The sequence below is a fragment of the Pseudarthrobacter sp. NBSH8 genome, from assembly GCF_014217545.1.
Taxonomy (GTDB): Bacteria; Actinomycetota; Actinomycetes; order Actinomycetales; family Micrococcaceae; genus Arthrobacter.
In genome coordinates this window covers 3580810-3606082 of sequence record NZ_CP043178.1, presented here as the reverse complement: position 1 = coordinate 3606082, position 25273 = coordinate 3580810, and the positions used below count along the sequence as shown (strand labels likewise).

General features: G+C 64.8%; 23 protein-coding genes and 1 pseudogene. 13 read left to right on the top strand and 11 right to left on the bottom strand.

Features of this window, described 5'->3' with window-relative positions:
• Positions 1 to 6: 6 nt before the first annotated feature.
• From FYJ92_RS16735 to FYJ92_RS16725, 4 genes are all read left to right on the top strand, one after another.
• Complete coding sequence (locus FYJ92_RS16735) at positions 7 to 2010, top strand: VWA domain-containing protein (protein WP_185261701.1); 2004 nt, start codon at positions 7 to 9, stop codon at positions 2008 to 2010.
• A gap of 135 nt (positions 2011 to 2145) precedes the next feature.
• Positions 2146 to 2718 carry a phosphotransferase gene (locus tag FYJ92_RS19195; protein ID WP_370526034.1) on the top strand — a complete coding sequence of 191 codons (573 nt, stop codon included), beginning with the start codon at positions 2146 to 2148 and terminating at the stop codon, positions 2716 to 2718.
• On the top strand, positions 2613 to 3029 hold the full coding sequence (locus FYJ92_RS19190) for a phosphotransferase (RefSeq protein WP_255482175.1): 417 nt from the start codon (positions 2613 to 2615) through the stop codon (positions 3027 to 3029). The genes FYJ92_RS19195 and FYJ92_RS19190 overlap by 106 nt, the downstream gene beginning before the upstream one ends.
• A gap of 260 nt (positions 3030 to 3289) precedes the next feature.
• Positions 3290 to 4777, top strand: a complete 1488-nt coding sequence (locus tag FYJ92_RS16725; RefSeq protein ID WP_185261700.1) for a M20/M25/M40 family metallo-hydrolase — start codon at positions 3290 to 3292, stop codon at positions 4775 to 4777.
• A 67-nt stretch (positions 4778 to 4844) separates the two neighbouring features.
• Here FYJ92_RS16725 and FYJ92_RS16720 read toward each other — a convergent pair whose 3' ends face one another.
• The 7 genes from FYJ92_RS16720 to FYJ92_RS16690 all read right to left on the bottom strand — a co-directional run bounded on the left by FYJ92_RS16720 (position 4845) and on the right by FYJ92_RS16690 (position 11605).
• Positions 4845 to 5594, bottom strand: a complete 750-nt coding sequence (locus FYJ92_RS16720) for an HpcH/HpaI aldolase/citrate lyase family protein (protein WP_185261699.1) — start codon at positions 5592 to 5594, stop codon at positions 4845 to 4847.
• A complete protein-coding gene (locus FYJ92_RS16715) occupies positions 5591 to 6364 on the bottom strand; it encodes an SDR family NAD(P)-dependent oxidoreductase (RefSeq protein WP_185261698.1) in 774 nt (257 codons plus the stop codon). Before FYJ92_RS16715 ends, FYJ92_RS16720 begins: the two co-directional genes overlap by 4 nt.
• On the bottom strand, positions 6361 to 7683 hold the full coding sequence (hisD, locus tag FYJ92_RS16710) for a histidinol dehydrogenase (RefSeq protein WP_185261697.1): 1323 nt from the start codon (positions 7681 to 7683) through the stop codon (positions 6361 to 6363). The genes FYJ92_RS16715 and hisD overlap by 4 nt, the downstream gene beginning before the upstream one ends.
• Before the next feature lie 24 nt (positions 7684 to 7707).
• Positions 7708 to 8643: an ester cyclase gene (locus FYJ92_RS16705; protein ID WP_185261696.1), complete on the bottom strand. Its 936-nt coding sequence runs from the start codon at positions 8641 to 8643 to the stop codon at positions 7708 to 7710.
• Positions 8640 to 9317, bottom strand: a complete 678-nt coding sequence (locus FYJ92_RS16700; RefSeq protein WP_185261695.1) for an alpha/beta fold hydrolase — start codon at positions 9315 to 9317, stop codon at positions 8640 to 8642. The genes FYJ92_RS16705 and FYJ92_RS16700 overlap by 4 nt, the downstream gene beginning before the upstream one ends.
• A 65-nt stretch (positions 9318 to 9382) precedes the next feature.
• Positions 9383 to 10546, bottom strand: coding sequence for a hypothetical protein (locus tag FYJ92_RS16695; RefSeq protein WP_185261694.1), 1164 nt, complete (start codon positions 10544 to 10546; stop codon positions 9383 to 9385).
• 66 nt (positions 10547 to 10612) lie between these two features.
• Entirely contained in the window at positions 10613 to 11605 is a 993-nt protein-coding gene (locus tag FYJ92_RS16690) for a LacI family DNA-binding transcriptional regulator (RefSeq protein ID WP_185261693.1), read from the bottom strand.
• A gap of 330 nt (positions 11606 to 11935) precedes the next feature.
• Here FYJ92_RS16690 and FYJ92_RS16685 point away from each other — a divergent pair, with 330 nt between their 5' ends.
• The 4 genes and pseudogenes from FYJ92_RS16685 to FYJ92_RS16670 all read left to right on the top strand — a co-directional run.
• Positions 11936 to 13099, top strand: coding sequence for an ABC transporter substrate-binding protein (locus FYJ92_RS16685; RefSeq protein WP_185261692.1), 1164 nt, complete (start codon positions 11936 to 11938; stop codon positions 13097 to 13099).
• A 94-nt stretch (positions 13100 to 13193) separates the two neighbouring features.
• Positions 13194 to 14012 carry a carbohydrate ABC transporter permease gene (locus tag FYJ92_RS16680; protein WP_185261691.1) on the top strand — a complete coding sequence of 273 codons (819 nt, stop codon included), beginning with the start codon at positions 13194 to 13196 and terminating at the stop codon, positions 14010 to 14012.
• Positions 14009 to 14959, top strand: coding sequence for a carbohydrate ABC transporter permease (locus FYJ92_RS16675; protein ID WP_185261690.1), 951 nt, complete (start codon positions 14009 to 14011; stop codon positions 14957 to 14959). Before FYJ92_RS16680 ends, FYJ92_RS16675 begins: the two co-directional genes overlap by 4 nt.
• A gap of 161 nt (positions 14960 to 15120) precedes the next feature.
• A pseudogene (locus FYJ92_RS16670) lies at positions 15121 to 15643 on the top strand (alpha-L-arabinofuranosidase C-terminal domain-containing protein); the annotation flags it as partial.
• A gap of 43 nt (positions 15644 to 15686) precedes the next feature.
• Here the strand turns inward: FYJ92_RS16670 and FYJ92_RS16665 are convergent.
• Positions 15687 to 16610 (bottom strand): LysR family transcriptional regulator, encoded by a 924-nt coding sequence (locus FYJ92_RS16665; RefSeq protein WP_185261689.1) that lies wholly within the window; start codon positions 16608 to 16610, stop codon positions 15687 to 15689.
• Positions 16611 to 16789: 179 nt separating this feature from the next.
• Between FYJ92_RS16665 and FYJ92_RS16660 the strand changes: the two genes are divergently transcribed.
• Complete coding sequence (locus FYJ92_RS16660) at positions 16790 to 17230, top strand: hypothetical protein (RefSeq protein WP_185261688.1); 441 nt, start codon at positions 16790 to 16792, stop codon at positions 17228 to 17230.
• Between the two features lie 73 nt (positions 17231 to 17303).
• Here the strand turns inward: FYJ92_RS16660 and FYJ92_RS16655 are convergent, their stop codons facing one another.
• Positions 17304 to 17627, bottom strand: coding sequence for a hypothetical protein (locus tag FYJ92_RS16655; RefSeq protein WP_185261687.1), 324 nt, complete (start codon positions 17625 to 17627; stop codon positions 17304 to 17306).
• Positions 17628 to 17833: 206 nt separating this feature from the next.
• Here FYJ92_RS16655 and FYJ92_RS16650 point away from each other — a divergent pair, with 206 nt between their 5' ends.
• Positions 17834 to 18535 (top strand): SDR family NAD(P)-dependent oxidoreductase, encoded by a 702-nt coding sequence (locus tag FYJ92_RS16650; RefSeq protein ID WP_370526276.1) that lies wholly within the window; start codon positions 17834 to 17836, stop codon positions 18533 to 18535.
• Positions 18502 to 19260 (top strand): GPP34 family phosphoprotein, encoded by a 759-nt coding sequence (locus FYJ92_RS16645; RefSeq protein ID WP_185261686.1) that lies wholly within the window; start codon positions 18502 to 18504, stop codon positions 19258 to 19260. The genes FYJ92_RS16650 and FYJ92_RS16645 overlap by 34 nt, the downstream gene beginning before the upstream one ends.
• A gap of 42 nt (positions 19261 to 19302) precedes the next feature.
• Here FYJ92_RS16645 and FYJ92_RS16640 read toward each other — a convergent pair whose 3' ends face one another.
• Entirely contained in the window at positions 19303 to 20535 is a 1233-nt protein-coding gene (locus FYJ92_RS16640) for an amidohydrolase family protein (RefSeq protein WP_185261685.1), read from the bottom strand.
• 106 nt (positions 20536 to 20641) lie between these two features.
• Positions 20642 to 22099, bottom strand: a complete 1458-nt coding sequence (locus FYJ92_RS16635) for a DUF3100 domain-containing protein (protein WP_255482173.1) — start codon at positions 22097 to 22099, stop codon at positions 20642 to 20644.
• A 145-nt stretch (positions 22100 to 22244) separates the two neighbouring features.
• Between FYJ92_RS16635 and FYJ92_RS16630 the strand changes: the two genes are divergently transcribed.
• Positions 22245 to 23732, top strand: coding sequence for an amidohydrolase family protein (locus FYJ92_RS16630; protein WP_185261684.1), 1488 nt, complete (start codon positions 22245 to 22247; stop codon positions 23730 to 23732).
• Between the two features lie 189 nt (positions 23733 to 23921).
• Positions 23922 to 25259, top strand: a complete 1338-nt coding sequence (locus FYJ92_RS16625; RefSeq protein ID WP_185261683.1) for an amidohydrolase family protein — start codon at positions 23922 to 23924, stop codon at positions 25257 to 25259.
• Positions 25260 to 25273: the final 14 nt, after the last annotated feature.

Genomic DNA, 25273 nt, shown 5'->3' with positions numbered 1-25273 from the left:
AGGGCCATGAGCGTTCACAACCGGTCCAGGTACAGCCGGTACAGGGGCGGACCGGATCCGCTCGCGCCGCCGGTGGACCTGGCGGAAGCGCTTGACGCCGTGGCCGAGGACGTCATGGCCGGCTACTCACCCCGGCACGCTCTGCAGGAGTACCTGCGCCGCGGCGGCCGCAGCCGCGAAGGCCTGGACGACCTCGCCGGCCGCGTCCAGCAGCGCCGCAAGGACCTCCTGGGCCGGCACAAGCTGGACGGCACCCTGAACGAAGTCCGGAAGCTGCTGGACACCGCGGTGCTGGAGGAGCGCAAACAGCTGGCCCGCGACGCGATGATGGACAACACCGACCGGTCCTTCCGGGAGATGCAGCTGCAGAACCTGCCCCGGTCCACGGCGGCAGCGGTCAACGAACTGGCCTCCTACGACTGGCAGTCATCGACAGCCAGCGAGGCGTTCGAACGGATCAAGGACCTGCTGGGCCGCGAAGTCCTTGACCAGCGGTTCGCCGGCATGAAGCAGGCACTCGAGAACGCCACCGACGAGGACCGTGCGGCCGTCAACGAAATGCTGCAGGACCTCAACGGGCTCCTCGACAAACACCGGCGCGGCGAGGACACCGACGCGGACTTCCAGAACTTCATGGCAAAACACGGCCACTACTTTCCCGAGAATCCACAGTCCGTCGACGAACTGATCGACGCCCTCGCCCAGCGCGCGGCCGCAGCCCAGCGGATGCTGCAATCCATGTCCAAGGAGCAGCGGGAGGAGCTGATGAACCTCTCCGCCCAGGCGTTCGGCTCGCCGCAACTCATGGCCCAGCTCGGCCAACTCGACGACAACCTGCGCGCCCTGCGCCCCGGCGAGGACTGGACCGGCTCCGAACGCTTCGAGGGCGAGGAGGGGCTCGGCCTGGGCGACGGCACGGGTATGCTGCAGGACCTCGCTGAGCTGGACGAGCTGTCCGAGCAGCTCTCCCAGTCCTACAACGGGTCCAGCCTGGACGACTTGGACCTCGACGCCCTGGCCCGCCAGCTCGGGCAGGATGCCGCCGTCACGGCACGCACCCTTGCGGAGATTGAGCGCGCAATGCACGACGGCGGGTACCTCCAACGCGGGGCGGACGGGGATCTCCGGTTGTCACCGCAGTCCATGCGGCGGCTCGGGCGGGCGCTGCTGCGTGACACCGCCAAGCAGCTTTCCAGCCGGCAGGGGCGCAGGGACACGCGCGTTGCCGGGGCGGCCGGGGAGCAAACGGGCTCCAGCCGCCCGTGGGAGTTCGGTGACGCCGAGCCGTGGGACGTCACGCGGACCATCACCAACGCGATCCGTCGGACGATTGCCGACGGCGGAGACCCGGGCAGCGGACTGCGCCTCGCCGCGGACGACATCGAGGTGGCGGAAACTGAGGCGCGTACCCAGGCTGCCGTGGTCCTGCTCGTGGACGTGTCCTTCTCGATGGCCGCCCAAGGACGCTGGATGCCCATGAAACGCACCGCACTCGCCCTGCACCACCTCATTTCAACGCGCTTCCGCGGCGACCGGCTGCAGCTGATCACGTTCGGCCGCTACGCGCAGACCACGGACATCGGCGAGCTCACCGCCTTGCCGCCCTTCCAGAACAAGGGAACCAATCTGCACCACGGCCTACTGCTGGCGGGCCGGTTCTTCCGCAAGCACCCGTCCATGCAGCCGGTCCTCCTAGTGGTGACCGACGGCGAACCAACCGCGCACCTGCTGGCCGACGGTGAGACCTGGTTCGACTACCCGCCGGACCCGGAGACCATCCGGATTACCGTGGCCGAGCTCGACCGCCTGGGGCGTGCCGGCACCCAGGTCACGTTCTTCCGGCTCGGCGCCGATCCGGGCCTGGAACGGTTCATCCAGCGGATGGCGCGCCGGGTTGGCGGCCGGGTGGTGGCTCCCGAGACCGATGATCTGGGGGCTGCAGTGGTGGGGGAGTACCTCCGCGCCCACTTCCGCGGCGGCCCCTTCGGCGACGCGGACTGGGTCAAATAGACGGCCGTTCGGCACGTGATCGGCCGTGCGGAAAACGCAGAATGGTCCAGCGTGTGCACGCTCTCGGCGACCTGAACTATATTCGGACAAGGAAGGGCCGGAGTGCGTTGCGGGACAGGGAAGGCGGATCTCCGAATGGCGGAAATGCCACCATCCATGGTGGACGTGAGCGAGACGGTCGTCCAGTGCCTTGTCCGGCAGCAGCGTCCCGACCTCCGCGATCTTCCTCTAGCACGGGTTGCGAATGGCTGGGACAACGCGACTTTCCGGCTCGGCCATCACTTGGCCGTCCGGCTGCCGCGCAGGGCGGAGGCCGTGCCGCTGATACTGCATGAGCAGCGCTACCTTCCCGGCATAGCCCGCTGCTCCGCGGTGGCGGTTCCTGTACCCGTCCATGCTGGCCGGCCGACGTCGGACTTTCCGTGGCCGTGGAGCATCGTGCGGTGGATCCCAGGCGCCGCCGCGGCTGACGTCGACCCCGCTGAGCGCGGACCGGCCGCTGAAGGCCTGGTCGCATTCCTCCTGTCGCTCCACGTGCCCGCCGAGACCGGCGTCCCGGTGAATCCTTTCCGCGGTGTACCGCTACAGATCGTGACTCGGCGGTGGTGGAACGGCTCGGGGACCGCGAGCGCTACCCTCAGGCGGCAGTACTCGGTGCCATATGGGCGCAGGCCTGCGCCGCTAATGCCTGGGATGGCCCGGCGATGATGCTCCACGGGGACCTTCACCCGGGCAACATTCTGCTGGCGGACGACGGCACGCTGTCGGGTGTTATCGATTTCGGCGACGTCGGGGCCGGGGACCCGGCTGTCGATCTTGCGGTGGCGTGGCTGATGTTCGACGCCGGCGCCCGCCAGCGCTTCATCGACGCCTTTGGCCCTGCGGTGCGAGGGGACACCTGGATGAGGGCCAGAGGCTGGGCTCTCATCCAGTCCACCGCCATGCTGAGCAACTCCGACGACAACCCGCGGATGTTCGCCGTGGGCGAGTTCGGGATCAGGCAGGTCCTGGAGGGCTGACTTGGGGAACCACCACAGGCGGGAAACGGCGGATAAAGACCTGAATTAGTGCGCTGGCCGTGTTGGGTGCATGGCTCCCCGGAGCAATACCGGTGATCCAGGTGGCTCGCACTTCCGCTACCCGGCGTTTCCGGAGCAGGTCGTTCTGACTTCTTCCGTCTCCGGCCGGACGCCGTACGCGGAACTATTTAACTCAGCTGTGTCGGGACCGCACATGGCAAGGGATTGAGGTATACGTATGCATAGCTGATAATTGCTGGATGAATGCAAAAATCAAAGGTCCACGTGCGGAGTTCACTCCGGCCCATCAGATCATCGACGCCGGAGGCGATGCGGCGTTGGAGGAGGTTCGCCGCGCGTTGCGTATGCCTTCATTCAGCGACACCGGTGAGGGGATCGGAGCTGCTGCGGAGTATTTTTCCGCACTGCTGGGCCGTGTGTGCCCTGACGCCGCGATCGTTCCCACGGCAGGCTATCCGGTCGTTTTGGGGACGGCCCGGTCATCTATGCCGTCGGCTCCCACCTTGATTGTGTATGGACTATACGATGTGACGCCGACAATGGCGCACGAGTGGACGGTGGACCCGCTGGCAGCTGAGGTTATTGATGCCCGCGATCTAGGACTGTTGCCCCACCTTGGCCCGGTGGTGGCCGGCAGGGGTGCCAATAATCACAAGGGACCTGTGATCGCCGCGATTCTCGCGGTCGAGGCCATGCAGCAGGCCGGTGTGGAGTTGCCGGTCAACCTGATCTTCGTGATCGAAGGAGAAGAGGAGATCGGCAGCCCGAGCTTGCCGGGATTTGTGGAGGAACACCGGGAGCTGCTGCTGAGTGCCGACGGCATCTGGCTGCCCTGCATGCAGCAGAATTCCTCGGGCGTCATGACGGTCCGCCGTGGGTTTAAGGGGTGTGTGTTTGCACAGATTACTTGCCGTGGCGGTGCATGGGGCGGTCCTGCCGATGGGCGGCATATCTGGGCTGGGAATTCGGCGTGGATCGACGCGCCCATGATGCAGCTGGTGCGGGCCCTGGGCACGATGTACGACGATGAGCAACGGGTCACCATCGATGGGATAGGAGCTGTCGCGGAGGCGGCCTCGCTGCAGTTCGCCGACGATATCGCCAAGGTATCGGCCGGTTTCCGTGAGAATCCAGCATGGTCGGCAAATATGCTGGGCAACCTGCACGTTGAACGGGCGCTGGCCGGTAAAGACATTGCGGACCATGTGGAAAATTACATGACCGGTGTCAATATGAACATCCAGGGTATTACCGGGGGCTACCAGGGTCCGACGTTCTATACCTCGCTCCCCGGGGAAGCCAGCGCTAGAGTTGATTTCCGGTTTCCGCCCGGGTTGACTCCAGAGGAGTTTGTCCAGGCCCTGCGCGGGCATCTGGACCGGCGAGGCTTCGGCCACGTGGACATTGACATTCCGCGCGGTTATGCCGGTGCGCCGTCGATGCCCGATGACCATGATGTCCTGCTGGATGCGGGGATCGTCACGGCCGCCCGATACGGGGTGGAGACGGCGGTGTGGCCGATCGCGAACAACTGCTGCCCGGCCTCGCTCTTCACCGCTTTGGGCAAGCAGATCCCGTTCAGTGTGGCAGGACTCGGCCATGGCGATCGGGCCCATGCCGCTGACGAGTATTTCACGGTGGGTTCTGTGGAGAAGCTGATGCACTTCACCGTCGACTATCTTGGCGACTTTGCCGATGCGGCGACCCGGAGGTCGGTGACGGACTGACGCCGTCACTACATGACAAAAGGAGGGGCTCCGGTTGTGCCAACCGGAGCCTCTCCTTTTGATGTCTTCAGGACGTGGCCGCCCAGTCAGCCAGGCAGTCGTCGATGGCTGATTGCGCGTTCAGGACCACCATCGCGGCTCCTTGTTCCCAGGCCTTGCGGGCCTGGGAAGCGGTGGAGACGATTGCCATGACCGGGCGCCCTGACGCAGCAGCCCAGACCTGCAGCCGGGCGTCGTCCGCCCGGGATGCGTCATATTCCAAAGCCGCGGCCAGGTCCGAAGGCCCGACGAAGATGACGTCTACACCGGGGGTCTGTGCGATGGCGCCGGCGTTGGAAACGCCTTCGGCGTCCTCAATCATTGCAATCACGAGGGTCCGGGCTGCGGTCTGAGCGGCGTGGTCTGCCGGGGAGGTTTTGCCCCATTGGCCCGCAGCCGTGTAGGTGGCGAAGCCGCGGTCCCCGAGAGGCGGGTAATGGGACATACGGACCGCGGCTGAAGCTTCTTCGGCTGTGCGGACGTGCGGCACAATGATGCCTTCGGCGCCGGCGTCGAGAACCCGCAGCGCGAGGGCGGCCTCCCCTTCACCGATGCGGATCAGCGTGGGCAACCCCGCGGCCCGGGCGGCGGTGATGTGATCTGCGATGTCCTTCTGATCGGCGATCCCGTGTTCGGTGTCGAGGAAGATGAAGTCGTAGCCGTTGGTCCCGGCCATATCTATCAGCATCGGTGCCGGCACCCGTACGAGCAGGCCTCGCAGTCGGTCGCCGGAGGCGAGTCGTGATTTGAGCGGCTCCGGAGACAGCGGGGAGCTCATCGGGCCACCATCCCGGCAGACAGGTCGATGTCTGCTGCGGTCAGTCCCCGCATCTGCAGAATTCCGACCAGAGCCTGGCCAACTTCCTCTTCCTCGACCATTCGGCCCAGGGCCGCCCGGGAGACGAAATCTGCCTCGGCCTGATTGTAGGAGGTTCCTGAGCGTTCAGCTTCGAGCCGGAAGTTGCGTTCCATCCGTGGTCCCCGGACCGGGCCGGGCGAGAGGCTGTTGACGCGGATGTCATACGGGCCGGCCTCGGCAGCCAGAGTCGTGGTCAGTCCGATCACAGCCATCTTCGATGCACAGTAGGGAGTCCGCCCAACCAGGGGCCGTTTCCCGCTCACTGATGCGATGTTAATGATGTCGCCGCTGCGGGATTTCATCATGGCAGGAAGAAAGGCCCGGCAAATCAGGTAGACGCCTCGCACGTTGGTGGCGAAGACGTTGTCCCAGTCGTCCGGATCGATGTCGACCAAATCGGACACCGGCCCGGGAATCCCGGCGTTGTTTACCAGAATGGAAACGGATTCGTCCTTGAGGGTCAGCGCCAGCTGATCGACCGAGGCCGAATCCGAGACGTCGCAGCTTGCCAGCTTGCACTGGTCCCCGGTCAGTCCAAGTTCTTGGCGGGCCTGGACGAGTTTATCCAGGTTCCGGCCGACCATGATCACACGGGCGCCAGCATCCACCAGATGCTGGGTCATGGCTTGGCCCAACCCGTTGCCGGCGCCGGTGACCAGGGCGGTGCGGCCTGTCAATGGCCCTGTCACGGCTGGTCCACGGTCACTGGCATGGTGGCCCAAGGCAGGTCGGCGCCGGCATACTTAGTGGCCCGGACGTCACCGGACCGGGCGTGGCCTTCGAAGGATTCGACCCTGCTGGCGCGGCCGCAGATCTCGCCCAGGAGCGCCGAGGACGCGGTGTCGGTAACTTCCTGGTGGGTGACGGTCTTCAGGTATTTGCCCACCCAAAGGCCGCCGGTGTAGCGGGCTGAGCCCTTGGTGGGAAGGACATGGTTGGTGCCGATAACTTTGTCGCCGTAGGAGACGCAGGTGCCCTCGCCGAGGAACAGCGCGCCGTACTCATGCATCTTATCCAGGGCCTCGCGGGGCTCCTGGGTCAGGACCTCGACATGCTCGGAGGCGAAAGTATCCGCCAAGGCATAGGCCTGGTCAAGGGTATCGACGACATGGATCTGGCCGTGGTCCCGCCAGGCCGGCCCGGCGTAGTCGTTGGTGGGCATGCCTGGCAGGATCTGCTCAATATGTTCCAGCACCCGGGCGCCCAGTGCGGCGCTGGTGGTGATGAGCACAGCCGGGGAATCGGGCCCGTGCTCCGCCTGGCTGAGCAGGTCCACGGCGACAATGAACGGGTCCGCGTACTCATCAGCGATGACCAGGATCTCGGTCGGACCGGCGAAAAGGTCGATGCCGACCTCGCCGAACAACTGGCGCTTGGCCTCGGCCACAAAGGCATTGCCCGGGCCGGCAATGAGATTCACTTTGGGAATTTCCTCGGTACCAACAGCGAGGGCCGTCACGGCCTGAACGCCGCCGAGCAGATAGATCTCATCCGCGCCCGCCATGTGTGCGGCCGCAATGGTCGCTGCGGGGATCTTACCGCGGATGGGCGGGGTGCAGGCGGCCACCCGGGGCACGCCCGCGACTTTGGCCGTGATGATGGTCATGTGCGCGGAAGCGGTCAGGGGGTAGCGGCCGCCGGGGATGTAGGCCCCGGCGGAAGCGACGGGCAGGTGCCGGTGACCCAGCCGGACACCGGGCAGCGTCTCGATTTCAATGTCCGTCATGGAATCACGCTGGGCCTGGGCGAAGCGGCGGACCTGGTCCTGGACGAACGTGATGTCATCGATCACCTGCCGGGGCAGGGTGGCAATGATCTCCTCGATCTGCTCGAGGGTGAGCCGGAAAGATTCGGGGCTCCAACCATCGAATTTCTCTGAGTATTCGCGGACGGCGACGTCCCCGCGGGTACGGATATCGTCAATGATTGCCTCGACGGTGGCCCGGACTTCCGGCTTGCTGCTGCCGGTATGGCCGGTCGGGAGGGCTGATTTAAGTATCTGCGACATAGTGTTCTCCGGGAAGGTTGGTGGTCAGGCGGCGGTGGCTGGCTGGGGCAAGGCGATGCCTTGGTGGGCGAAGGCGAGTTCGTCGTAGGCCAGCCACTGCGCCGTAACGCGGCCTTCAACGAGATGGTGGTGGCTGATGAGGCTGAACTCGACAGGGCCCTTGGGCCCAGTACCGGCGATCCGCCACTGGGTGGCAACACGCACCGGCAGCTTGTCCGACGCGGGCAGCGAGTACTGGTCATCCACCGTCACGGTCAGAAGTCCGAGGACGGCCCGCAGACCGGTAGCCCACTCCACCACTGCGCCGGCTCCGTCACGCTGGACGTCCGGGGCGAACGCGGTGGCGCAATCGGCGGCATAGAGCCCGGATTCAAACCGGCCTTCCAAAGCATTGGTGAATGCCTTCCGGACCAGGTCTCCCTCCGCCGTCCGGGTGAAGTCAAAGGACGGACGGGCCACCCGGGTTGCAGAGGGATACTCAGTAGCCTGCACGGCGTCCTCATGGGAGTATCCCAGCTGGCGTGCCTGAGCGAGCGGGTTGGCGCCCAGCCATTCCTCGACGATGACTTCGCCGTGCACAATACAGTTGGCTATCGCCGTGAATGTCACCGGCCGGCCGGTGGCGGGGCCGTAGACGGTGCCGCCGGTGTCGGTCCCGGTCCAGGTCCAGCGCATGGAGGTCCGGTAACCTTCCTCTTCGGAACCGGTCCAGATCGTGTCATCGATGACGCCGTGGAAGTCCGGGTAGGTGCGCAGCCGCGCGTGGGTGTTGGCGATGACGATCTCGTCGCCCACCAGGTCGCCGGCGTCGAGGTGGATTGCCGTGCTGGGCGCGTAGTACTTGCGGATGAGTTCGAGATCGCGGTGGGGCAGGTTCCAGATGTCGTAGGTGATGCGTTCGATGTAGTCGACGGGGCCGTCGAACCCGTAGGCCCGCAGCCCCGGGGGGGTGGTTGTCATGAAGTTTTCCTTCGGTTCCAGTGGTTGATGGTGTTGGCCGTTGCTTCCGGACCCTCAAGTGGCATGAGATGGCCGGCGCCGGACATGGTGTGGAGTTCGGCGTGTGGCATGGCAGTGGCAATGTCGTGGTGCATCTCCGGGGTGCAGAGCTGATCTTCGGATCCGGCGAGGACCAGAGTCCGTGCAGTGACCCGCTGCAAGTCGGGACGAAGGTCCCGGCGGCTTCGCTGGATGCCCAGCTGGTCGGCGAAGACTCGCGGTCCGAGGTGTTCGGCCATGGCTGTTCCAGTCCTGAGTAGGGCGGCGGTGATGCGTGCCGGCGCGAACAGGCCAGGCGCGAGGTCACTGGCGATTTCGGGGAAGGCACCAGCCGTGTTGCGTCGGACCAATTCTTCCCAGGCCTGCATCTGTTCGGGCCTGGGTCCCCGGGGGTTGGTCGAGATCAGCACTGCGGCGTGGAAGATTGACGGGTCTTTCACTGCCGCGGCCATCGCGACGATTGCACCGAGTGAGAGTCCGATGATTCCCACCGGCCCCTCCTGCCTCCGGGCAAGCTCGAGGAGATAGTCCGCCCCTTCGTCCAAGGTGGTGCCCTCGATCCGTGTGTCCACTGTCGCGCCGCCGAGGCGGAGGTAGGGATCCATAGCGGTAAAGATTTCGGCGGTACACAGCATGCCCGGCACCCTGATCCAGGTACGGATCCGTTGTGTCGCTGGGCGAGGCCCCATGATCTGCCCGCTCAGTCGTCGATTGTGGAGTATCGGACGACGTTCCACGCGGCGACGTAGCCGGCGGCGTCGGCGGCGTGGCCTTTGTCTTCGGCGTGCCGGATGGTTTCGGACGGCCATTCGAGACGGACGCGCCCGTCGCCGCTGTTCACGACCAGCATCTGGGCCTCGTCATCCATTGCGGTGAAGGTCCGCCAGGCTCCCGCCGGCACGGATATCGTGTCGTAGGGACGGAGGACGGTCGCCACCTTATGGTCGCCGTCGTTCAGGGTCACCAGCCATGTGCCGCGGTAGCCCATCAACACCTGGCTGTGGTCGTGGCGGTGCTGGAGCATGCCCTCGTCCTTGACCGCACGCAGCCACGCGAGGTTGAAGTTGTGCGGGTAGTGTATCGGCGGTACCTGGTCCCGGTCCTCTGTCATTCCGTAACCGATGACCGTGGCCAGCTCAGCCCCGCCGCCGGGCAGTTCATTACACAGGAACGGTTGGCTGCTCCACTTCAGATCGCGCTGGCGGACCACACGTTGCTGCATCTGCTCGGCGGTCCAGGTGCGCAGCCTGTCGATCTCGGCCTGGGGCAGGGGCGGGACGACCTCCACGTTTTCCGGGATCGTGTCGCCGGCCACCGTATCGATAAGGTCGTTGTCCAGGGTCAGGAAGAGGCCATGCTTTTCGGCCTCCTTCAGCACCGAGGGTCCCCAGATGATGCCTCCGGTGTTGTCGAAGCCCAAGGCAGTGAACAGCCAACCGTGCGAACCTCCCACATTGGTGAATCCACGGAAGATCCAGGTGGGAACGCTGACGATATCGCCCTCTTCGCAGATGAATTCGCCGTCGCTGCCGTCCGCGCCCCAGCGCATCTGCCAGGTTCCGCTCCAGTTCAGGAACACTTCGGCAGTGAAGTGGAGATGGAGGTTGTTCACCACGCCATCCGGCATGGCGGCGGCCCCGATATTGAAGCCGTGCGGTTCCCGAAGGTTCACGACCTGTTGTGCGCTCTGGGTCACCCCCGGCCCAATGATCGAGTAGTTCTCCTTGGTGTCGCTCCCGGGGGTGCGGCAGTCGATGAAGGCCTGGTTGCAGCTGACATAGTCACTGCGGCGGATGGTCCGGCGCCTCAGCTCATTTTCATCGACGACCTGGGTTGCTGTTTTCTGCTTCACGTTAACGTCCATGGGTCATGTATACGTATGTATCGCATGCATGTCAAGGTTTCGCTCGCGGATTGGGACGTGCGTCGACTAGGAGACGGTGTGAGTGCCGCGGGGCACGGCGGTCACCGGGTGGACGCGGCGAACCGGGTCCTCGGCCAGAGCCCCCGTCAGCCTGTCCACCAGAAGATTCGCGGCATCCCGGGCCATGTCGGCCAAGGGGATGGCGACGGTGCTGAGGTTGCAGATCGGCCAGCCGGAGGTGGGGATATCATCGATCCCGACCAGGGCAATGTCCTCGGGTACCCGGAGGCCAAGTTCCCGGGCCGCGTTCAGCGCGCCGATGGCGACCGAGTCGCTGATGCAGATGACGGCGCGGGGTGGGCGCTCGAGTGCCATAAGCTTGCGCATCCCCGAAACCCCGGAATCATGTCCGAACCAACCGCGTGCGATCCGCGAGGAACGCAAGGGGATATCGGAGTCAGCGAGTGCCTCCCGGATTCCGGTCTCGCGGTCGGTACTGGTGGAGGCTGCGGCCGGTCCCGCTATCAGCCCGATCTCGGTGTGGCCTGCAGACACAAGCATCTGGGCTGCTACCCGACCCGCTGCCAGGTTGTCCGCTACCACGCTGTCGGCTGCCACGATGCCGCCAATGCGGTTCAGCATGACCATTGGGATGCCTCGCTGCTGGAGTTCAAACGGCATCGTGGACTCCCGCCGCGTGGTCGTGAGCAGCACCCCGTCCACGGAGCGGTCCAGAAGTGGCGAGTAGGCAGCATCGTCATCCTCGCGTTCGGCCATCAGAACCATCCGGTAGCCGCGGGAGGCCAGGGCGTCGTGGATCGCCGGAAGTATCAGGGGGTAGAGGGGGTTGGCCAGATCGGCGACCATGGCCACCCGCTGTGTGGCTTGCGTTGAGAGTGAGCGGCCCATCTGGCTGGGAACGTAGCTTAGGGCCGCCGCCGCGTCCGCAATGCGGCGGCGCGTCTCCAAGGTGACCCGGGGATCCCCGCGCAGGGCACGCGAAACCGTCGGCTGGGATACTCCCGCCAAGCGGGCGACGTCACGACTGGTGGCAACCATTGTTGCCTCACTTTCCGGGTTCGGGCGGATGCTTCGATGTAAACATCTCACGGCAAGCCTATTGACAAGCATGTTAGCTATGCCACAGTCTATTACATACGTATTCATGCCCATAGGGGCACCTATCAATAAGGTGACGTTTTGAACTTTCCCAAAAGAATCGGTCGATCTCCCCTGTTGCTGGCTGTAGCCGCCCTTACGGTGGCGTCCCTGGCTGCCTGTGGCGCCGGCAGTCAGATTCCCGGTGCATCCGGCGCCCAGGGGACCTGTCTTGCTCCGGAACCCGCGGCCTCTGCCACCGTCAATGTGTTGGCTTACGGTGCCCCTGGCATGGACCCGTTTACCAGGGCCATGACGAGCGCCTGTAACGGAGTCAAGAATCTCAAGGTAAACCACTCACCGGTGGATTTCTCGGCCCAACTCGAAAAGGCGCCACTTTCGCTTTCCCAGCCGGCCGACGGCGCGTCCTATGACATTGTGGAGGTCTATAACACCACCCTGGTCGAGTACGCCTCTAAAGGATGGCTGGCGCCTCTGGACGAGTGGGTGGCCAAGAATGGTGAAGCCTCCGGTGTCAACGATATTGATCCGGCACTGCTGGAGAAGATGAAATACGACGGCCACCTCTACGCCCTGCCTAACCAGCAGAATGTCCACATTCTGATGTACCGCAAAGATATCCTCGACGGCCTGGGTATCCAGGCCCCCACGACCTATGACGAACTGTTTGCAGCGGCCGACAAGATCAGGGCAGCGGAAAAGTCTGAGACACCGTTCGTCGCTTCCTTCAACGCGGACAGCGATATCTCCACTGCGTTCAACAACGCACTGACCAGCCAAGGTGGCTCCTGGGTCAACAACGAGGGACGGCCCACACTTGCCTCCCCTGAAGGTGCAGCCGCGATCAACGACCTGCGCAAGCTCAAGTCCTACATGTCCAGCGACGCCCTGACCCTGAACAACGCCAAGGCCGTCGCCGCCCTGCAGAACGGGCAGGCAGCTATGGGTATCATTTATGCTGGCCGCGGTGCCACCCTGATCGACCCGGCCCTGTCCAAGTTCTCCAACGATTTCGCCTTCGCGCCTGCGCCGGCGGCAAAGGCAGGCGGGAAGCCGGCCGCCCAGTGGACCCAGGACGGTTTCGCCATCGCAAAGAACTCCAAGGTCGGATTCGACACACTCGCCGGAGTCCTGGCCACCTCGGTCGGAGACTCAGCCATGACCAACGGCGCCCCCTTCGCCGTCATTTCCCGGACCAGCAAGCTCAACGACCCCACGCTGCAGGCCAAAGCACCCTACTGGCAGGCAGCACTGGATACCCTTGAAGCGGGCGCGGACACGCTGCCGCTGAAGCCGTTCATGCCCACCATCCAGCAGAGCACCCGGTCCTTCATTGTCGAGGCAGTCAACGGCGCCGGGGACCCGATGGAAGCACTCGGAAAGGCAGACGCAGCGGCGAACTCCGCGCTGAAGTCCGCCGGGTACCTCAAGTAGCTTTTCCGCGGCGTATCCGCCACAACAGATTTAGGAGGTGGGTCCACTGAGACGACGCGAATTCTTCATCTTCGTCGGCCCCAGTATTTTGGTCATGACTTTGCTTATGGCCGGGCCCTTATTCATCACGGCCTTCGACAGCTTCAGGAAGGTCAGCTATGGCGACCCTGGTCTGTTCGTCGGGTTCGCCAACTATGCGGCCACGTTGGGTGACCAGCGTTTCTGGGCCGCCGCCGGGTTCACAACCGCTTACACCGCCGCGATGACGGCAGGAAAGATCGTTGGCGGGTACGTTGTTGGCCTCATGCTCAACGCCGTCCGCGCCAAGGCCCGGGCCTTCTTCCTTGGGCTGCTTCTGGTGCCCTATGTCGTGCCGACAGTAATCGGTGCACTCGTTTTCTCCTGGTTGTTCAACAGCACATTCGGCGGCCTCGTCAATGTCCTGCTGGCACCCCTGGGTATCGCACCGGACTGGTTCACCGATCCGACGGCGGCAAAGTTCCTACTCATTTCCCACAGCATCTGGCACGAGTCGGCGTTCGGCATCCTCGTCCTGGTGGCGGCCCTGCAGTCCGTCCCCCGCGAACGGATCGAGGCGGCCGCCCTCGACGGGGCCAGTTGGTGGCAGACCCAATGGCGCATCGTGATGCCCTCCATCCGGGGATTTATCGGCTTCATCGCCCTGATCTCAATCATGGACGGTTTCCGGGTCTTCGACAGCATCCGGATGATTACCCCGGCCGCCTCAACGGTCGGCACCGAGTCCCTCATGACCTATGTTTACAACGTCGCCCTAGGCGAAACCCAACAACTTGGACTCGCCAGCGCGATTAACGTCATCACGATCATCATCATTCTGACCTTCCTCGTACCCTTCATACGCCAAACCTGGCGGGAGATGAAAACAGCGTGAGTGCACCCAATAACGTCAGCATGCTCACCCCGGCTTCGCCGCCGGTACCTGTCCCGGACAGGTCGGTCAACGACCGTCCGCCACGTCGGACCCGCGGGGCCCTGAGCAACACCACCATAGGACGCCGCCCCCGGTGGCGGACCGCCATGGCGTACACAGGGCTGTCGGTGGCGGCGTTTGTGGCAGTATTCCCGTTCGTTTGGGCTTTCCTGACTTCCATCAAGCCCTACACGGACGCGTTCATCTCGCCCCCCGTCTGGAGCTTCACCCCCCAGATCGCGGCCTACGAACAGCTCTGGTACGCCACCGAATTCGCCTCATTCGGTATGAACACCATCGTGGTCGGCGTGGTCACGGTCATCATTTCCCTGATTGTGGGGGCTCCTGCGGCTTATGCGCTGTCCCGTTTTGACTCCCGGATCTCACTATGGCTCCTCGTTCTCGCCCTCGTCTTCCGCTCACTGCCGCGCTTCGTCGTTGTCCTGCCCTTCTACTCCATCGCACAGGCCCTCAACATCTACGACACCCAGCTGATGCTGATCATCGCCCTGGTCGCGGTGAACCAGCCGTTCACGATCTGGCTGTTGCGGAACTTCTTCGCAGAGCTGCCACGGGAACTGGAAGAAGCGGCCCAGATCGACGGCTGCAGCCGCTTCGGGGCATTCCGTCGGGTCATCATGCCCCTCGCCGGCCCCGGGCTGGTCACCGCAGGCATCTTCACGTTCCTGCTGGCCATCCAGGAATACCTGATTCCGGTCGTGTTGACACAACAGCATGCGACCACACTGTCGGTGTTCATCGCATCGTTCGGAATTGCTGAAGACACCGCCCTCTACCAGCTGATCGCCGCCGCCAGTATTCTGCTGGCTCTCCCGATCATTGCTCTGGCCTTCCTAGCCCAAAAGTTCCTGGTCACTGGGCTGACAGGCGGAGCGATCAAGGGCTAAACCAATGACACACGGGTCCGTGCCGTGACTATTTGTGACTAGGCGTTTGGGTCGTGAGGCGGCTCTTTCCACCACACGACCCAATCGCTGTTCATGCCACCATGAACCGGTCCACTTGGACCCAATCTTCCCGGCCGGGCGCCTGGCCCGGGTCCGGCACCATCGAGTCCGTGATCGCCACCGCTGACGCCGTGCGTGCCAAGGGCAAACACAAAAAGCACATCAACCTGTCCTTCGACGTGTGGAACGTCTGGTACCAGCGCGGCCTGGACACCGAGGACCAGCCGCACAACGTCGCCAAGGCGGGCTGGCGCGAGCACCCCCCGGGTCATCGAGGACAAGTGCAACGTGACGGACGCGGTGGTGGTGGGCACCCTGCTGAACTCGCTGCTCCGCCACGGCGACCGCGTCAAGATCGCCAACCAGGCGCAGCTGGTCAACGTCATTGCACCGATCCTCAGCGAGGAAAACGGTCCTGCGTGGAAGCAGACCATCTTCCACCCGTTCGCCCGCATGGCGGAGCTAGCCAAGGGCCAGATTCTGCGCCTGTCCGTTGACTCGGACAAGTACGAGGATACCCGCTTCGGCGGCACCGACCTGGTGGACGTCAGCGCAAAATGGAACGAGGAAACGGGCCGCGTGGCACTGTTCTTCGCGAACCGCGGCCTGGAGGAAGCCGCCGACGGCGGGAGGTCCCGCCGTCGTCCGCTCACCGCCACGCGGTGGTTCAAGATGACGACCGTGTGTCGAACGCCGCAGCCGATTCCCGCAGCAGGCGTGCGACGGTGTCCACCGGCGTGCTGGCTGATCGCCGCCGGTCGAACCGTCGCAGAACGATGCGACGGGTTCCGAGTCCGGGGACGTCCAGGACGTCCACTCCGTCGTGGGCGACGCCACTTAATGCCAGGGTGGGCACAATCGCAATTCCTTCGCCGGCGGCCACGAGTGCGAGTGCGGTCAGCGTTTCCTGGTACTGGTGCGCACTCTCCATCTGAGCGCCCGTTGACTGACGGAGCCGGCCGAGCACCGCAGCGTTCGCGGCTGTTGGGTCGACGCCGAGCCACGGAAGGGGCAGCCGGGCCAGGTCGATGTTCTCGGTGGTGAGCAGGGCGCCCGAGGGGACCACCAGCTTCCACGGCTCGTCCAGCAAGGGCTCCTCGATGATCCCGGCGGAGAGCGAACGCTGCTCGGCGGTGGTCGAATCGAGCTCCACCACCACGGCGTCGAGCTGGCGCTGGCGGAGCAGCCGCATCAGGTCCGGAAAGTCATCCTCGACGATCCGGATCTGCAATTGCGGGTACTGTGTGCGCCACTCGGGCAGGCGCGGGATCACCACCGTCCGGACAAAGCTGGTGAATCCGCCCACGCGCACAACGCCAGCCACCGTGGCCCCGCCTTCGATCCGGGCGCGGGCAACGCTGAGAGCACGTTCAATCTCCTCGCCGGCTTCCGCTACTGCCAGGCCGGCGGGTGTCAAAACTGAGCCTTTGGGCGTGCGCACCACCAAGGCATGCCCGGTTTCGTCTTCCAATTTGGTGAGCTGCTGTGAGACGGCCGAGGGGCTGATTCCCAGCTCGTCGGCGGCAGCCAGCACCCCGCCCGTGCGGGCAATCGCGAGAAGCACGCGCAGCCTGCGCGGATCGATGTCCATGTTAAGTAGTTCTAAACCATGTCTTCAGTGGAATGCAATTGCCCTAAAGGTGCGTCGTCCTCATAATTGCTGTTAAAGCACAGGTCTGGGGGAGCATCCGGGCCTTGCAAACACACGCATAGCCGGCCATTTACGATCCGCCCAGCTACGGCAGCCGGGCAACACCTCTGAAGGACATCATGGAACTGCTGTGGGAAATTGCAGGTTGGTCAGGGGCAGTTCTGATCCTGTCGGCATACCTGTCTGTCTCCATGGGTTGGTTGAAGGCCGGCAAGCACTTCCAAGTAGCCAACCTCATCGGCGCATGTGCCTTCATCATCAATGGTGCGGTCCACGAAGCGTGGCCCTCAGTGGTCACGAACGTTGCCTGGTGCCTTATTTCCGCCATCGCGATTCTTCGCATGCGGTCCACGCAAGAGTCGCCGGTGGCCCCAGTTGAGGCGTCGCAGGTGCAATTTCCGGGTGTTCCTGACACAACCGGCCAAATCGCTGTTGTCGAGGCAATTACTTTTGCCGTTCATGGCGACGTCGCCGCACGCGCGGCAGAGTGCCAGGCCAGCCTGCGCGACGGGCGGGCAACGGATTCAGCGATCCACAGTAGCGCCGCGGTGAAGCGCTGACGGCAGAGAGTCACAAAACGCCGAAGCGCGGTCTACACCAGCGGCCACGGGTCTGACGGGGACACCACCGTCGTCAGGAGCTGAGGTCCCAGTGCACCCGGATGGCCTCGGCCATGGGGCCGGCCGTGACGTCCACCCGGAAAGCAACAGGCGCGGTCCCCGTCTCTTCGATGACCGAGTCACTGTACACGCGGCCGCAGGAGGGACACAGGGTATAGAGATCCTCATCCGCAGGCCATTCCGCCAGCTCCGCGGGGACCGGGATGTTCTCCCCGATGTAGACGGGGACGCCGTCTGAGTTGGCCTGAATCAACCCGTCCTTGCTGACAGTGTTCCCGCACACGCAGACGATGGTGGTGACATCATGGCCGATCACTTCGGCGGATTCAGTGTCCATGATGACCTCCCCGGCGCTGGAAGAGACGTGCTGATATCAGCTTATGCCTGCTGATCCGCACGGGCGCCTTGGAATTGGCGCGCCATCCTTGCGTCCGATGGCGGCTGGTCGTTCGATCCCCGCCAGCGTGGTCCGTGGGACGATAGGTCACGGACGTCTGCTCGTAGCCGCGCTCGGCGAACACGCGGAAGGAAGGCGGCCGCGTCATCGCCGCCGACATCAGCAAGGAACGGCTCGACGACCTGATTCTTGAGAACGCCGGACTGGACCTGGTCCCCGTCGCGGGCGAGATCTCCACCGAAGAGACCGTGGCCGCCCTCGTCGCTGCCGCCGGCGGACGCGTCGATGCCCTGGCGAACGTCGCAGGCATCATGGACAACTTCGCACCCATCCACGAAGTGGACGACGAGCTCTGGGACCGCGTCTTCCGGATCAACGTCACCGCCCTCATGCGCCTCACCCGCGCCGTGGTGCCCCTGATGCTCGACGCCGGCACCGGGGCCGTGGTCAACGTCGCCTCCGAGGCCGGCCTGCGCGGGTCCGCCGCCGGCGCCGCCTACACCGCGTCCAAGCACGCCGTCGTCGGCCTGACCAAAAACTCCGCCGTGATGTACGGGCCCAAGGGACTGCGCTTCAACGCCGTGGCACCAGGCCCCACCATCACCGGCATCGTGGCCAACTGGGGATCCCAGCTCGCGGCCGAACGCCTCGGCCCGCTGATGCAGGCCACCGTCCCCACGCCCGCCATCGCCGCGCAGCTCGCCGCGTCCATCACGTTCCTGCTCAGCGACGACGGCACCAACATCAACGGCGCCATCCTCGCCTCCGCTAATTCGTCATTGTGGTGGGCGCCCAACAGGGCCACCATGTTCGTATGGACGTTGAAACCCCGAAGGCGACGGAGCTGAACCTTCCCCAGGCCTTCCTCCTTCTGGCAACGAACGACGTGAACGGAAAGCCCGAAGTGCCGGTGTTCGCACTCAGGACCACTGTGGCAGGGGCAATATTGGCCGAGCTGGATCTGATCGGTGCGATCGAGCTGCAGGGGAAGCGCGTCAGGGCCACCGGCGAGGCCCCGGAAACAGAATTCCAGCGCGAGCTCGAAGTCATCCGTGGCAAATCCCGGCCCTACACCCCCAAGGGGTGGGTGGGCATGCTGGAGGGCCGCGCCGTAGTGCAGCGTGTCTACGAAGCGATGGCGTCACTGGGCATCGTGGAACATGTCGGCGAAAAGCACCTGGGGCGGTTCCGGGCTGTGCGGTACCCGGAGAAGGACCACGCTCCGGAGGCGGCCCTCCTCGAAAAGATCCAGGCCGCACTCAGCGGTGCGCCGTCCGATCTTGAGGCGCCCGAAACTACGGCGCCTGATTCAGGGACCACTGATGCCGGGACGGCTGACGCCGTGGCGACCGATTCCCCGGAGCCCGCTGCCAAGCCTGATTCCAAGGCACCCGAGGCCAGGACCATCGTGCTGATCGCCCTGCTGCAGGCGGCCGGACTGCTCGGCAAGCTCTTCCCGGCAGCGGATCTGACCCGGGCAAATGAGCTGTCGAAGGACTATTGGCCGTCCCGTGCGGTGGAGGACGAACTTCGGATGATCAGGCTGGCGGAGCAAGAAGCGGCAAACCTGTGAAGCTGCCCGCAGACCGCTAGGCACGGGAGCCGCCGGGCTTCCTTATGCGGCCGGGTTCGGAAGAACCACCATGCCGTCGGCGACGAGCCGGCCATCGTGGATGACGGTGCGGTCGGTGCCGCGGTCCATGACGGTGCTCGTGATGGTCTCGCCATCAACCAGGACGATGTCCGCCCGATCTCCGAGAGCCAGGCCCGGCCGGTCGTCGGGGCTGGTGAGGCGCTGGACGCTTCGGTCCATGATTGATGCGCCTCCGATGGTGGCGATCGCCGCGCAGTGCTCGATCAGCCGGTCCTTGCGCAGCCGGTGTGTGAAGGCCAACTGCCACGTGCGGTCGAGCATGTCGCAATTGCCGTAGGGACTCCAGTAGTCCCTCTGCCCGTCCTCGCCCAAACCGACACGGATCCCCGCCTCGGTCATCCGGGCGAGGTCGAATTGCGACCCGCCGCTTGCCGGGGCGACCGTCGCCCAGGCAATGTCGAGATCGGCCATCTGCTCCACCAGCCGAGCGGTCACATCGGGGTGGACATTGGCGAGATCGTAAGCGTGGGACAGCGAGACGCGACCCTCCATCCCCAGCACGCGGGTGCGTTCGAAGATAAGTTCCGCGCTGAAGACCCCCAGGTGGCCAGGCTCGTGCAGATGAATGTCGACGTCGACGCCGTACTTCTCCGCCAGACCGAAGACAATGTCCAGATGGCGGACCGGGTCACGCTCCAGCTGGCAGGGATCAATGCCGCCGATGGTTGTCGCACCTGCGCGGAGGGCCTCCTCAAGGAGCGGGACAGTGCCGTCCTCGAGCAGCAGGCCTGCCTGCGGGAAGGCCATGACTTCCACATCGGCGGCGTAGGCGAAGTGCTGTTTCGCGGCCATGACTGCCTCGAAGCGCTCAAGCTTGCAGTCCACGTCGATCTGGGCGTAGGAACGGACGCGAGTGGTGCCCCGCGCAATCATCCGTTCCAGCGTTCCCCGCACTACATCGCCGTAGGGGACGGGGGTGTCGCGCCAGTTTTCCCGGTCGTTGCACATCATGTTCCACACGCCGGGCGAGGCGGTGTGCTCCCGGAACGGCAGCCCGATCCTGGTCGAGTCGAGATGGACGTGCACGTCGGTGAACGCGGGCACGGCGATCCGGCCCCGTCCGTCGACCGCCCCGCCGTCGGCGTCTGCTGCTACGACGGCGGTCCCCGCGGGGTGAAGGGCCGCGATCCGCCCTTGGCGAACTTCAAGGTCTACGGCGTCCCCGCCCCAGGGGCGGACGTTGGTAATGAGCATTGTTCATTCCTTTCGGCTGGGCTATGAATGACGGCTGGGGAGGCACCGATCCCGCGGGACCGGTGCCTCCCCTACCGCAGCATGTACTGGAAGAAGCATGTACTAGCTAGAAGTGGAAGGCAGCCTGCGCGATGGCTGCTGCGGCGACGAAGCTCGCGGTGAACGTCATGAGGGCGACGATGACGATCTTCCAGCTCAGTGAGCGCAGGGCCTTGACGTCACGGCCAAGCGACATGCCGATCAGGGCAATCATGGGCAGGCCGGCGAAGAGGACGCTGATGTGCTGCGTAGCGGAGGCAACGAAGGGGCCCATGGGCAGGAACGTCGCGGAGGCGATGGTTGCCAGAGCCAGGACCCAGATGCTGGACGGAACCACCGGGACGAGCTTGGCGAGCACAAGGGCGATGGCGGTGAGGGCCAGCAGGATGAGGATGCCGACGGCATCCAGTGGCAGCAGTGAACCTGTACCGAGGGCGTTGAGCAGGAAGCCGGCCACCCCGGTCGCGGCGAACGCGATCAGCCACGTCCTGGGTGTCCGGACAACAACGGGATCCTCTTCGATGCTGTTGACGTCCACGGTGTCGATGCCCGAGGCCCCACGGGACTCGAGCGCTGCGGCGCCCAGGTGTGCCTGACCTGAGCTGCCCGATTGGGTTCCAGCCGCAGCGCCTATGAGGGCGCCGCGGGGGACACGGCGGCCAAGGTCGTCCCGCCCGAAAATGCGGGACCACATCTTGTAAAGCTTCTGGCACATCGGCAGCGCAATAAAGACACCTGCGTAGAACCCGACGATGTTGGTGACGAGGTTGGACAGTGCAGCGAGGGCCATGATCTCCCCGGCCATCTCCGGATACAGGATGGACAGGGCGCCCACGCCCCCGAGCATCATGGAGGCGGACCCCAGTCCCAGGCCCAACGCGAGGGCCCGGGGATCAAAGAAGTCCATTCCGCCGAGCAGGCCGGCCAGGAGGGAGATAAACACGGCGCCAAAGACGCTGCCCAGCACCCACACTGCGAACACGCCGCGGTACTCGGGGGAGCGGACACCAAAGCGCTGGATGGCGAAGGCAAGGTAGGACTCACGGTCGATCGACCAGGTGGCGCCGATCGCAGTGCGGCCCAGGCCAAGGGCCACCGCGACCGGCAGGGCCAGGATCACCGTGCCGAGCACGTGCCCCACCTCTTGCAGGAGTATTGCAGGGCCGAGGCCGGTGAACTTCGTCAGCGACGGACCTATCTGAGTGCCCAGACCTGCCAGGAAGAAAACTATGGATACGTCCATCAGGTGGGTGGACACCGCACGGGCACGCCCGCCGATGGGTTTCCATTTCTGGACACCGAGGAATCCGCCGATGAGCACGGTCCACAGGATGGGCATCAGGACGATTGCGGCCGGTCCGAGCTGGAACTTGTGAGTGCCGATCAAGATGGCTGCGGCACAGATGGCGGTGGAGAGTGCGATCATCACCAGCCACAGGGCGGGGCGGGCGCGGAAAGAACGGGACGGCGGCGCGTCCACAAGGGCGGACACGGAGCCGCCTGTGGTCTTCGCTTCATTGCGCATGACGCAGGCCTTTCGAGGGGGGATCAGGAATCAGAACTAAAACATCCCGCATTGCGGAACCTGGTTCTTGGTATACCAAGTGACTGTATACTCGTACTCATTGAGAGGCAAGTCACATTTATCCGCTGTTCGCCAAGGAGGCACGTTGTACAAGAAAATCTCGGCCCGGTACGTTCTGGGGTTCGACGGAACAGGGCACACGCTCATCGAGGACGGCGAAGTTGTCTACGAGGGGGATGCCATCGTTTTCGTGGGGCGCGACTATGTGGGCCCAGTCGATGAGGAGCACCACTATGGCCAGAGTTTGGTCATGCCTGGCTTGATAGACCTCGACGCCCTCGCCGACATCGATCACCTCATCCTGGACTCGTGGCCTTCGCCCGATGCCGCCGCCGGCCACCTGTGGTCGGAGGACTACTTCGCCAACCGTCGCCGGGACGTGTTCACGCCCTCGGAGCGCGCCACGATCCGCGAGTTCGCCTTGGCGCAGCTCGCCCTGCACGGCATTACGACCTACATGCCGATCGCCTCGGAAATCCACAGTTCCTGGGCCGAAGGCCTCGATGAGCTTGTGGACATGGCGGAGACAAGCCGCCGGATCGGACTGCGCGGCTACCTGGGGCCGGCCTACCGTTCCGGGGTCCATGTCATCACCGCAGCAGGCGACCGCGAGGTCCACTTCGACGAGGCCCGGGGGCTTGCAGGCCTGCGCGACGCAGAGCGCTTCATGGACTACGCCGCGGGTCTCGCGGACCCGCTCGTCACCGGGGCCCTGCTGCCGTGCCGCATTGAGACGCTGTCCGAAGACCTGATGCGGCAGACGGCGCAAATCGCCAGGGAGCGGGACTCGCTGGTCCGGCTGCACTGCCTTCAGTCCCCGCTCGAGGACGGGCTCCTGCAGCAATCCGCCGGACGCGGCGTCCTGGAACTGCTCGAATCCACCGGCCTGTTCGGCACGAGGCTTCTGATCCCGCATGGTGTGGTGATCGACGGCAAGGACCCTGCCGCGTCAGCGCCGGGCGGCCCGCTTGACACGCTGGCCCGCCACGGCGTCAGCATTGTCCATTGCCCGCTGACATCGTTCCGCTACCAGAAGCAGCTTGTTTCATTCGACCGTTTCCGCGAAGCAGGCATCAACATTTGCCTGGGCACTGACTCCTTCCCGCCGGATCTTGTGCGCGGCATGGACGCCGGCATGCACCTGACCCGGCTGGTCGAGGGAAGGCCTGACGCCGGGACCCTGGCCGACTATTTCGACGCCGCCACCCTCGGCGGCGCCCGGGCCCTTGGGCGCGCTGACCTGGGGAGGCTTGCCCCCGGCATGCAGGCCGACATCACGGTGGTCTCCCTGGCCGACTTCGGCGACGGCGTCGTCGAAGACCCGCTACGGACGCTGGTGCTCAACGGGACGGCGCGCCAGGTGACCGACACCTTCGTTGCAGGGCGCCCGGTCGTGGTTGGCGGCGCCCTTCCCGGCATAGACCTTGACGCGCTGCGGGTTGAGGGGCAGCGGCTGTTCGACGCGATGCGGGCGGCCTACTCGGTACGGGACGCCCGGCTCCGGGAGCCTGACGAGCTGTTTCCGCCCACCTATCCACGCGCGGAAATCGCTCAGCCGATCGCTGCCCCGTAACGGCCGCAACCTTCGGCTCTTCATTCGCTCGCTCTTGGCTTGGTATACCAAGAGCGATAGAATGAAGTTACTCGAGGGATTCCAGCACACTGCGGTGCAAGCCGATCCGCCCTCGGTGGAACCACCACTTTGACCTACCGACACCGGACCCGCGCGCCTGCGTCAGGGCCTTTCTCATTGGAGAGAACAATGTGCCTGCACGATCACACCTCCGCTGTCCTGCCACCAACTGCTGTTCCCCGCCGCGGCATCCTGGCCGGAGCGGCCGCCCTGGCGGGAATCTCGGTGGCAAGCCTGGCTGCCCAGCTCGGAAGTGCCCCGGCGGCGAGGGCAGCGGGCAACACATCAGGCCCCGTCTATCCTGACCGCCCCGCTTCGCCCCCGCCGATGATCATCGAGGGCGGCACCATAGTGGACCCCAAAACGGGCAACGCAGTGCAGGACGGGGTCCTTGTGCTGGAAGGAGGCAAGGTCACCGCGGCCGGCACCCGGGACGAAACACGGCGTGCGGTAGCCGCCCTTGCAGGCCGTGCCCGCATCGTGGATGCCTCCGGGCGGTGGGTGCTTCCCGGCCTTATCGACGTGCATGTCCATGCGAACGCTCTTTCGGATGCGCGGGCCATCCTGCAGGGCGGAGCGACCAGCGTCAGAAGTGGTTCAAGCAGCTTCTACCAGGACGTGGCCCTCGCTGCCCTGCCTGCCTGGGCCGCCGGCGCCTCACCCCGGATGAGCCCCGCCGGGCTGTTCATCTCACCCGATCTTGGGGCCTCGCTCCTCGCTGACCCGGACCTTGCACCGCTTGCATCCCTGGCCGGGGGAGTCACCGCACCGACGGACCTTGCCTACCTCACCCGCGTCAACCTGAAACGCGGTGCACAGGTGATCAAGACCCGGGCCAATCCCCGGGCAGGCCTGGCGGAACAGGACCCCCGCGAACTGGTCTACACCTACGAACAGCTCTCTGCAGTGGTTAAGGCCGCAGGCAAAGCAGGCGTGCTTTGCCACGCCTACAGCGCAGAGGGGATAGGCGGTGCCGTCCGGGCCGGTGTGCGCAGCATCGAGCACGGCGTCTTCGTCAGCGAGGAGACCATCTCGCTGATGGCCCGCCGTGGCACTTACTTCACACCCACATTGGACGCCATCACGAGCATGGCTGGTTCTTCCAACCCGATTCTTGCCGCTCGCGGCACGGAGTACACGCCCATCATCAAAGCAGCCGTGAGGGCTGCCCATGAAGCCGGTGTGACGGTGGTGGCAGGGACGGATTCCTTCGGATCCGATGTGACCCCCATAGGCACAGAAGCGCGTCTGCTTGCTGAGGCCGGGCTTTCACCACTGGACGCGCTACGGGCCGCGACAGTCAACGCCGCCGCCCTGCTCGGCTGGAGTGAGAGTGCAGGACGCCTGGTACGCGGTTCCTTTGCAGACGCGATCATCGTGGATTCTGATCCCTTGAACAGTGCCTCGGCCCTGGAAGAAATAAGGGCAGTGGTGGCGCAGGGAGTCCTTGTACGGAATGACCTCTGATCGGTCGGTAAGGA

Coding starts and splice junctions, on each gene's coding strand:
- FYJ92_RS16735 (WP_185261701.1), top strand. CDS start 7: ATGAGCGTTCACAACCGGTCCAGGTACAGCCGGTACAGGGGCGGACCG.
- FYJ92_RS19195 (WP_370526034.1), top strand. CDS start 2,146: ATGGCGGAAATGCCACCATCCATGGTGGACGTGAGCGAGACGGTCGTC.
- FYJ92_RS16725 (WP_185261700.1), top strand. CDS start 3,290: ATGAATGCAAAAATCAAAGGTCCACGTGCGGAGTTCACTCCGGCCCAT.
- FYJ92_RS16720 (WP_185261699.1), bottom strand. CDS start 5,594: ATGAGCTCCCCGCTGTCTCCGGAGCCGCTCAAATCACGACTCGCCTCC.
- hisD (WP_185261697.1), bottom strand. CDS start 7,683: ATGTCGCAGATACTTAAATCAGCCCTCCCGACCGGCCATACCGGCAGC.
- FYJ92_RS16705 (WP_185261696.1), bottom strand. CDS start 8,643: ATGACAACCACCCCCCCGGGGCTGCGGGCCTACGGGTTCGACGGCCCC.
- FYJ92_RS16700 (WP_185261695.1), bottom strand. CDS start 9,317: ATGCTGTGTACCGCCGAAATCTTTACCGCTATGGATCCCTACCTCCGC.
- FYJ92_RS16695 (WP_185261694.1), bottom strand. CDS start 10,546: ATGGACGTTAACGTGAAGCAGAAAACAGCAACCCAGGTCGTCGATGAA.
- FYJ92_RS16690 (WP_185261693.1), bottom strand. CDS start 11,605: ATGGTTGCCACCAGTCGTGACGTCGCCCGCTTGGCGGGAGTATCCCAG.
- FYJ92_RS16685 (WP_185261692.1), top strand. CDS start 11,936: ATGGACCCGTTTACCAGGGCCATGACGAGCGCCTGTAACGGAGTCAAG.
- FYJ92_RS16680 (WP_185261691.1), top strand. CDS start 13,194: ATGACTTTGCTTATGGCCGGGCCCTTATTCATCACGGCCTTCGACAGC.
- FYJ92_RS16665 (WP_185261689.1), bottom strand. CDS start 16,610: ATGGACATCGATCCGCGCAGGCTGCGCGTGCTTCTCGCGATTGCCCGC.
- FYJ92_RS16660 (WP_185261688.1), top strand. CDS start 16,790: ATGGAACTGCTGTGGGAAATTGCAGGTTGGTCAGGGGCAGTTCTGATC.
- FYJ92_RS16655 (WP_185261687.1), bottom strand. CDS start 17,627: ATGGACACTGAATCCGCCGAAGTGATCGGCCATGATGTCACCACCATC.
- FYJ92_RS16645 (WP_185261686.1), top strand. CDS start 18,502: ATGGACGTTGAAACCCCGAAGGCGACGGAGCTGAACCTTCCCCAGGCC.
- FYJ92_RS16640 (WP_185261685.1), bottom strand. CDS start 20,535: ATGCTCATTACCAACGTCCGCCCCTGGGGCGGGGACGCCGTAGACCTT.
- FYJ92_RS16635 (WP_255482173.1), bottom strand. CDS start 22,099: ATGCGCAATGAAGCGAAGACCACAGGCGGCTCCGTGTCCGCCCTTGTG.
- FYJ92_RS16625 (WP_185261683.1), top strand. CDS start 23,922: ATGTGCCTGCACGATCACACCTCCGCTGTCCTGCCACCAACTGCTGTT.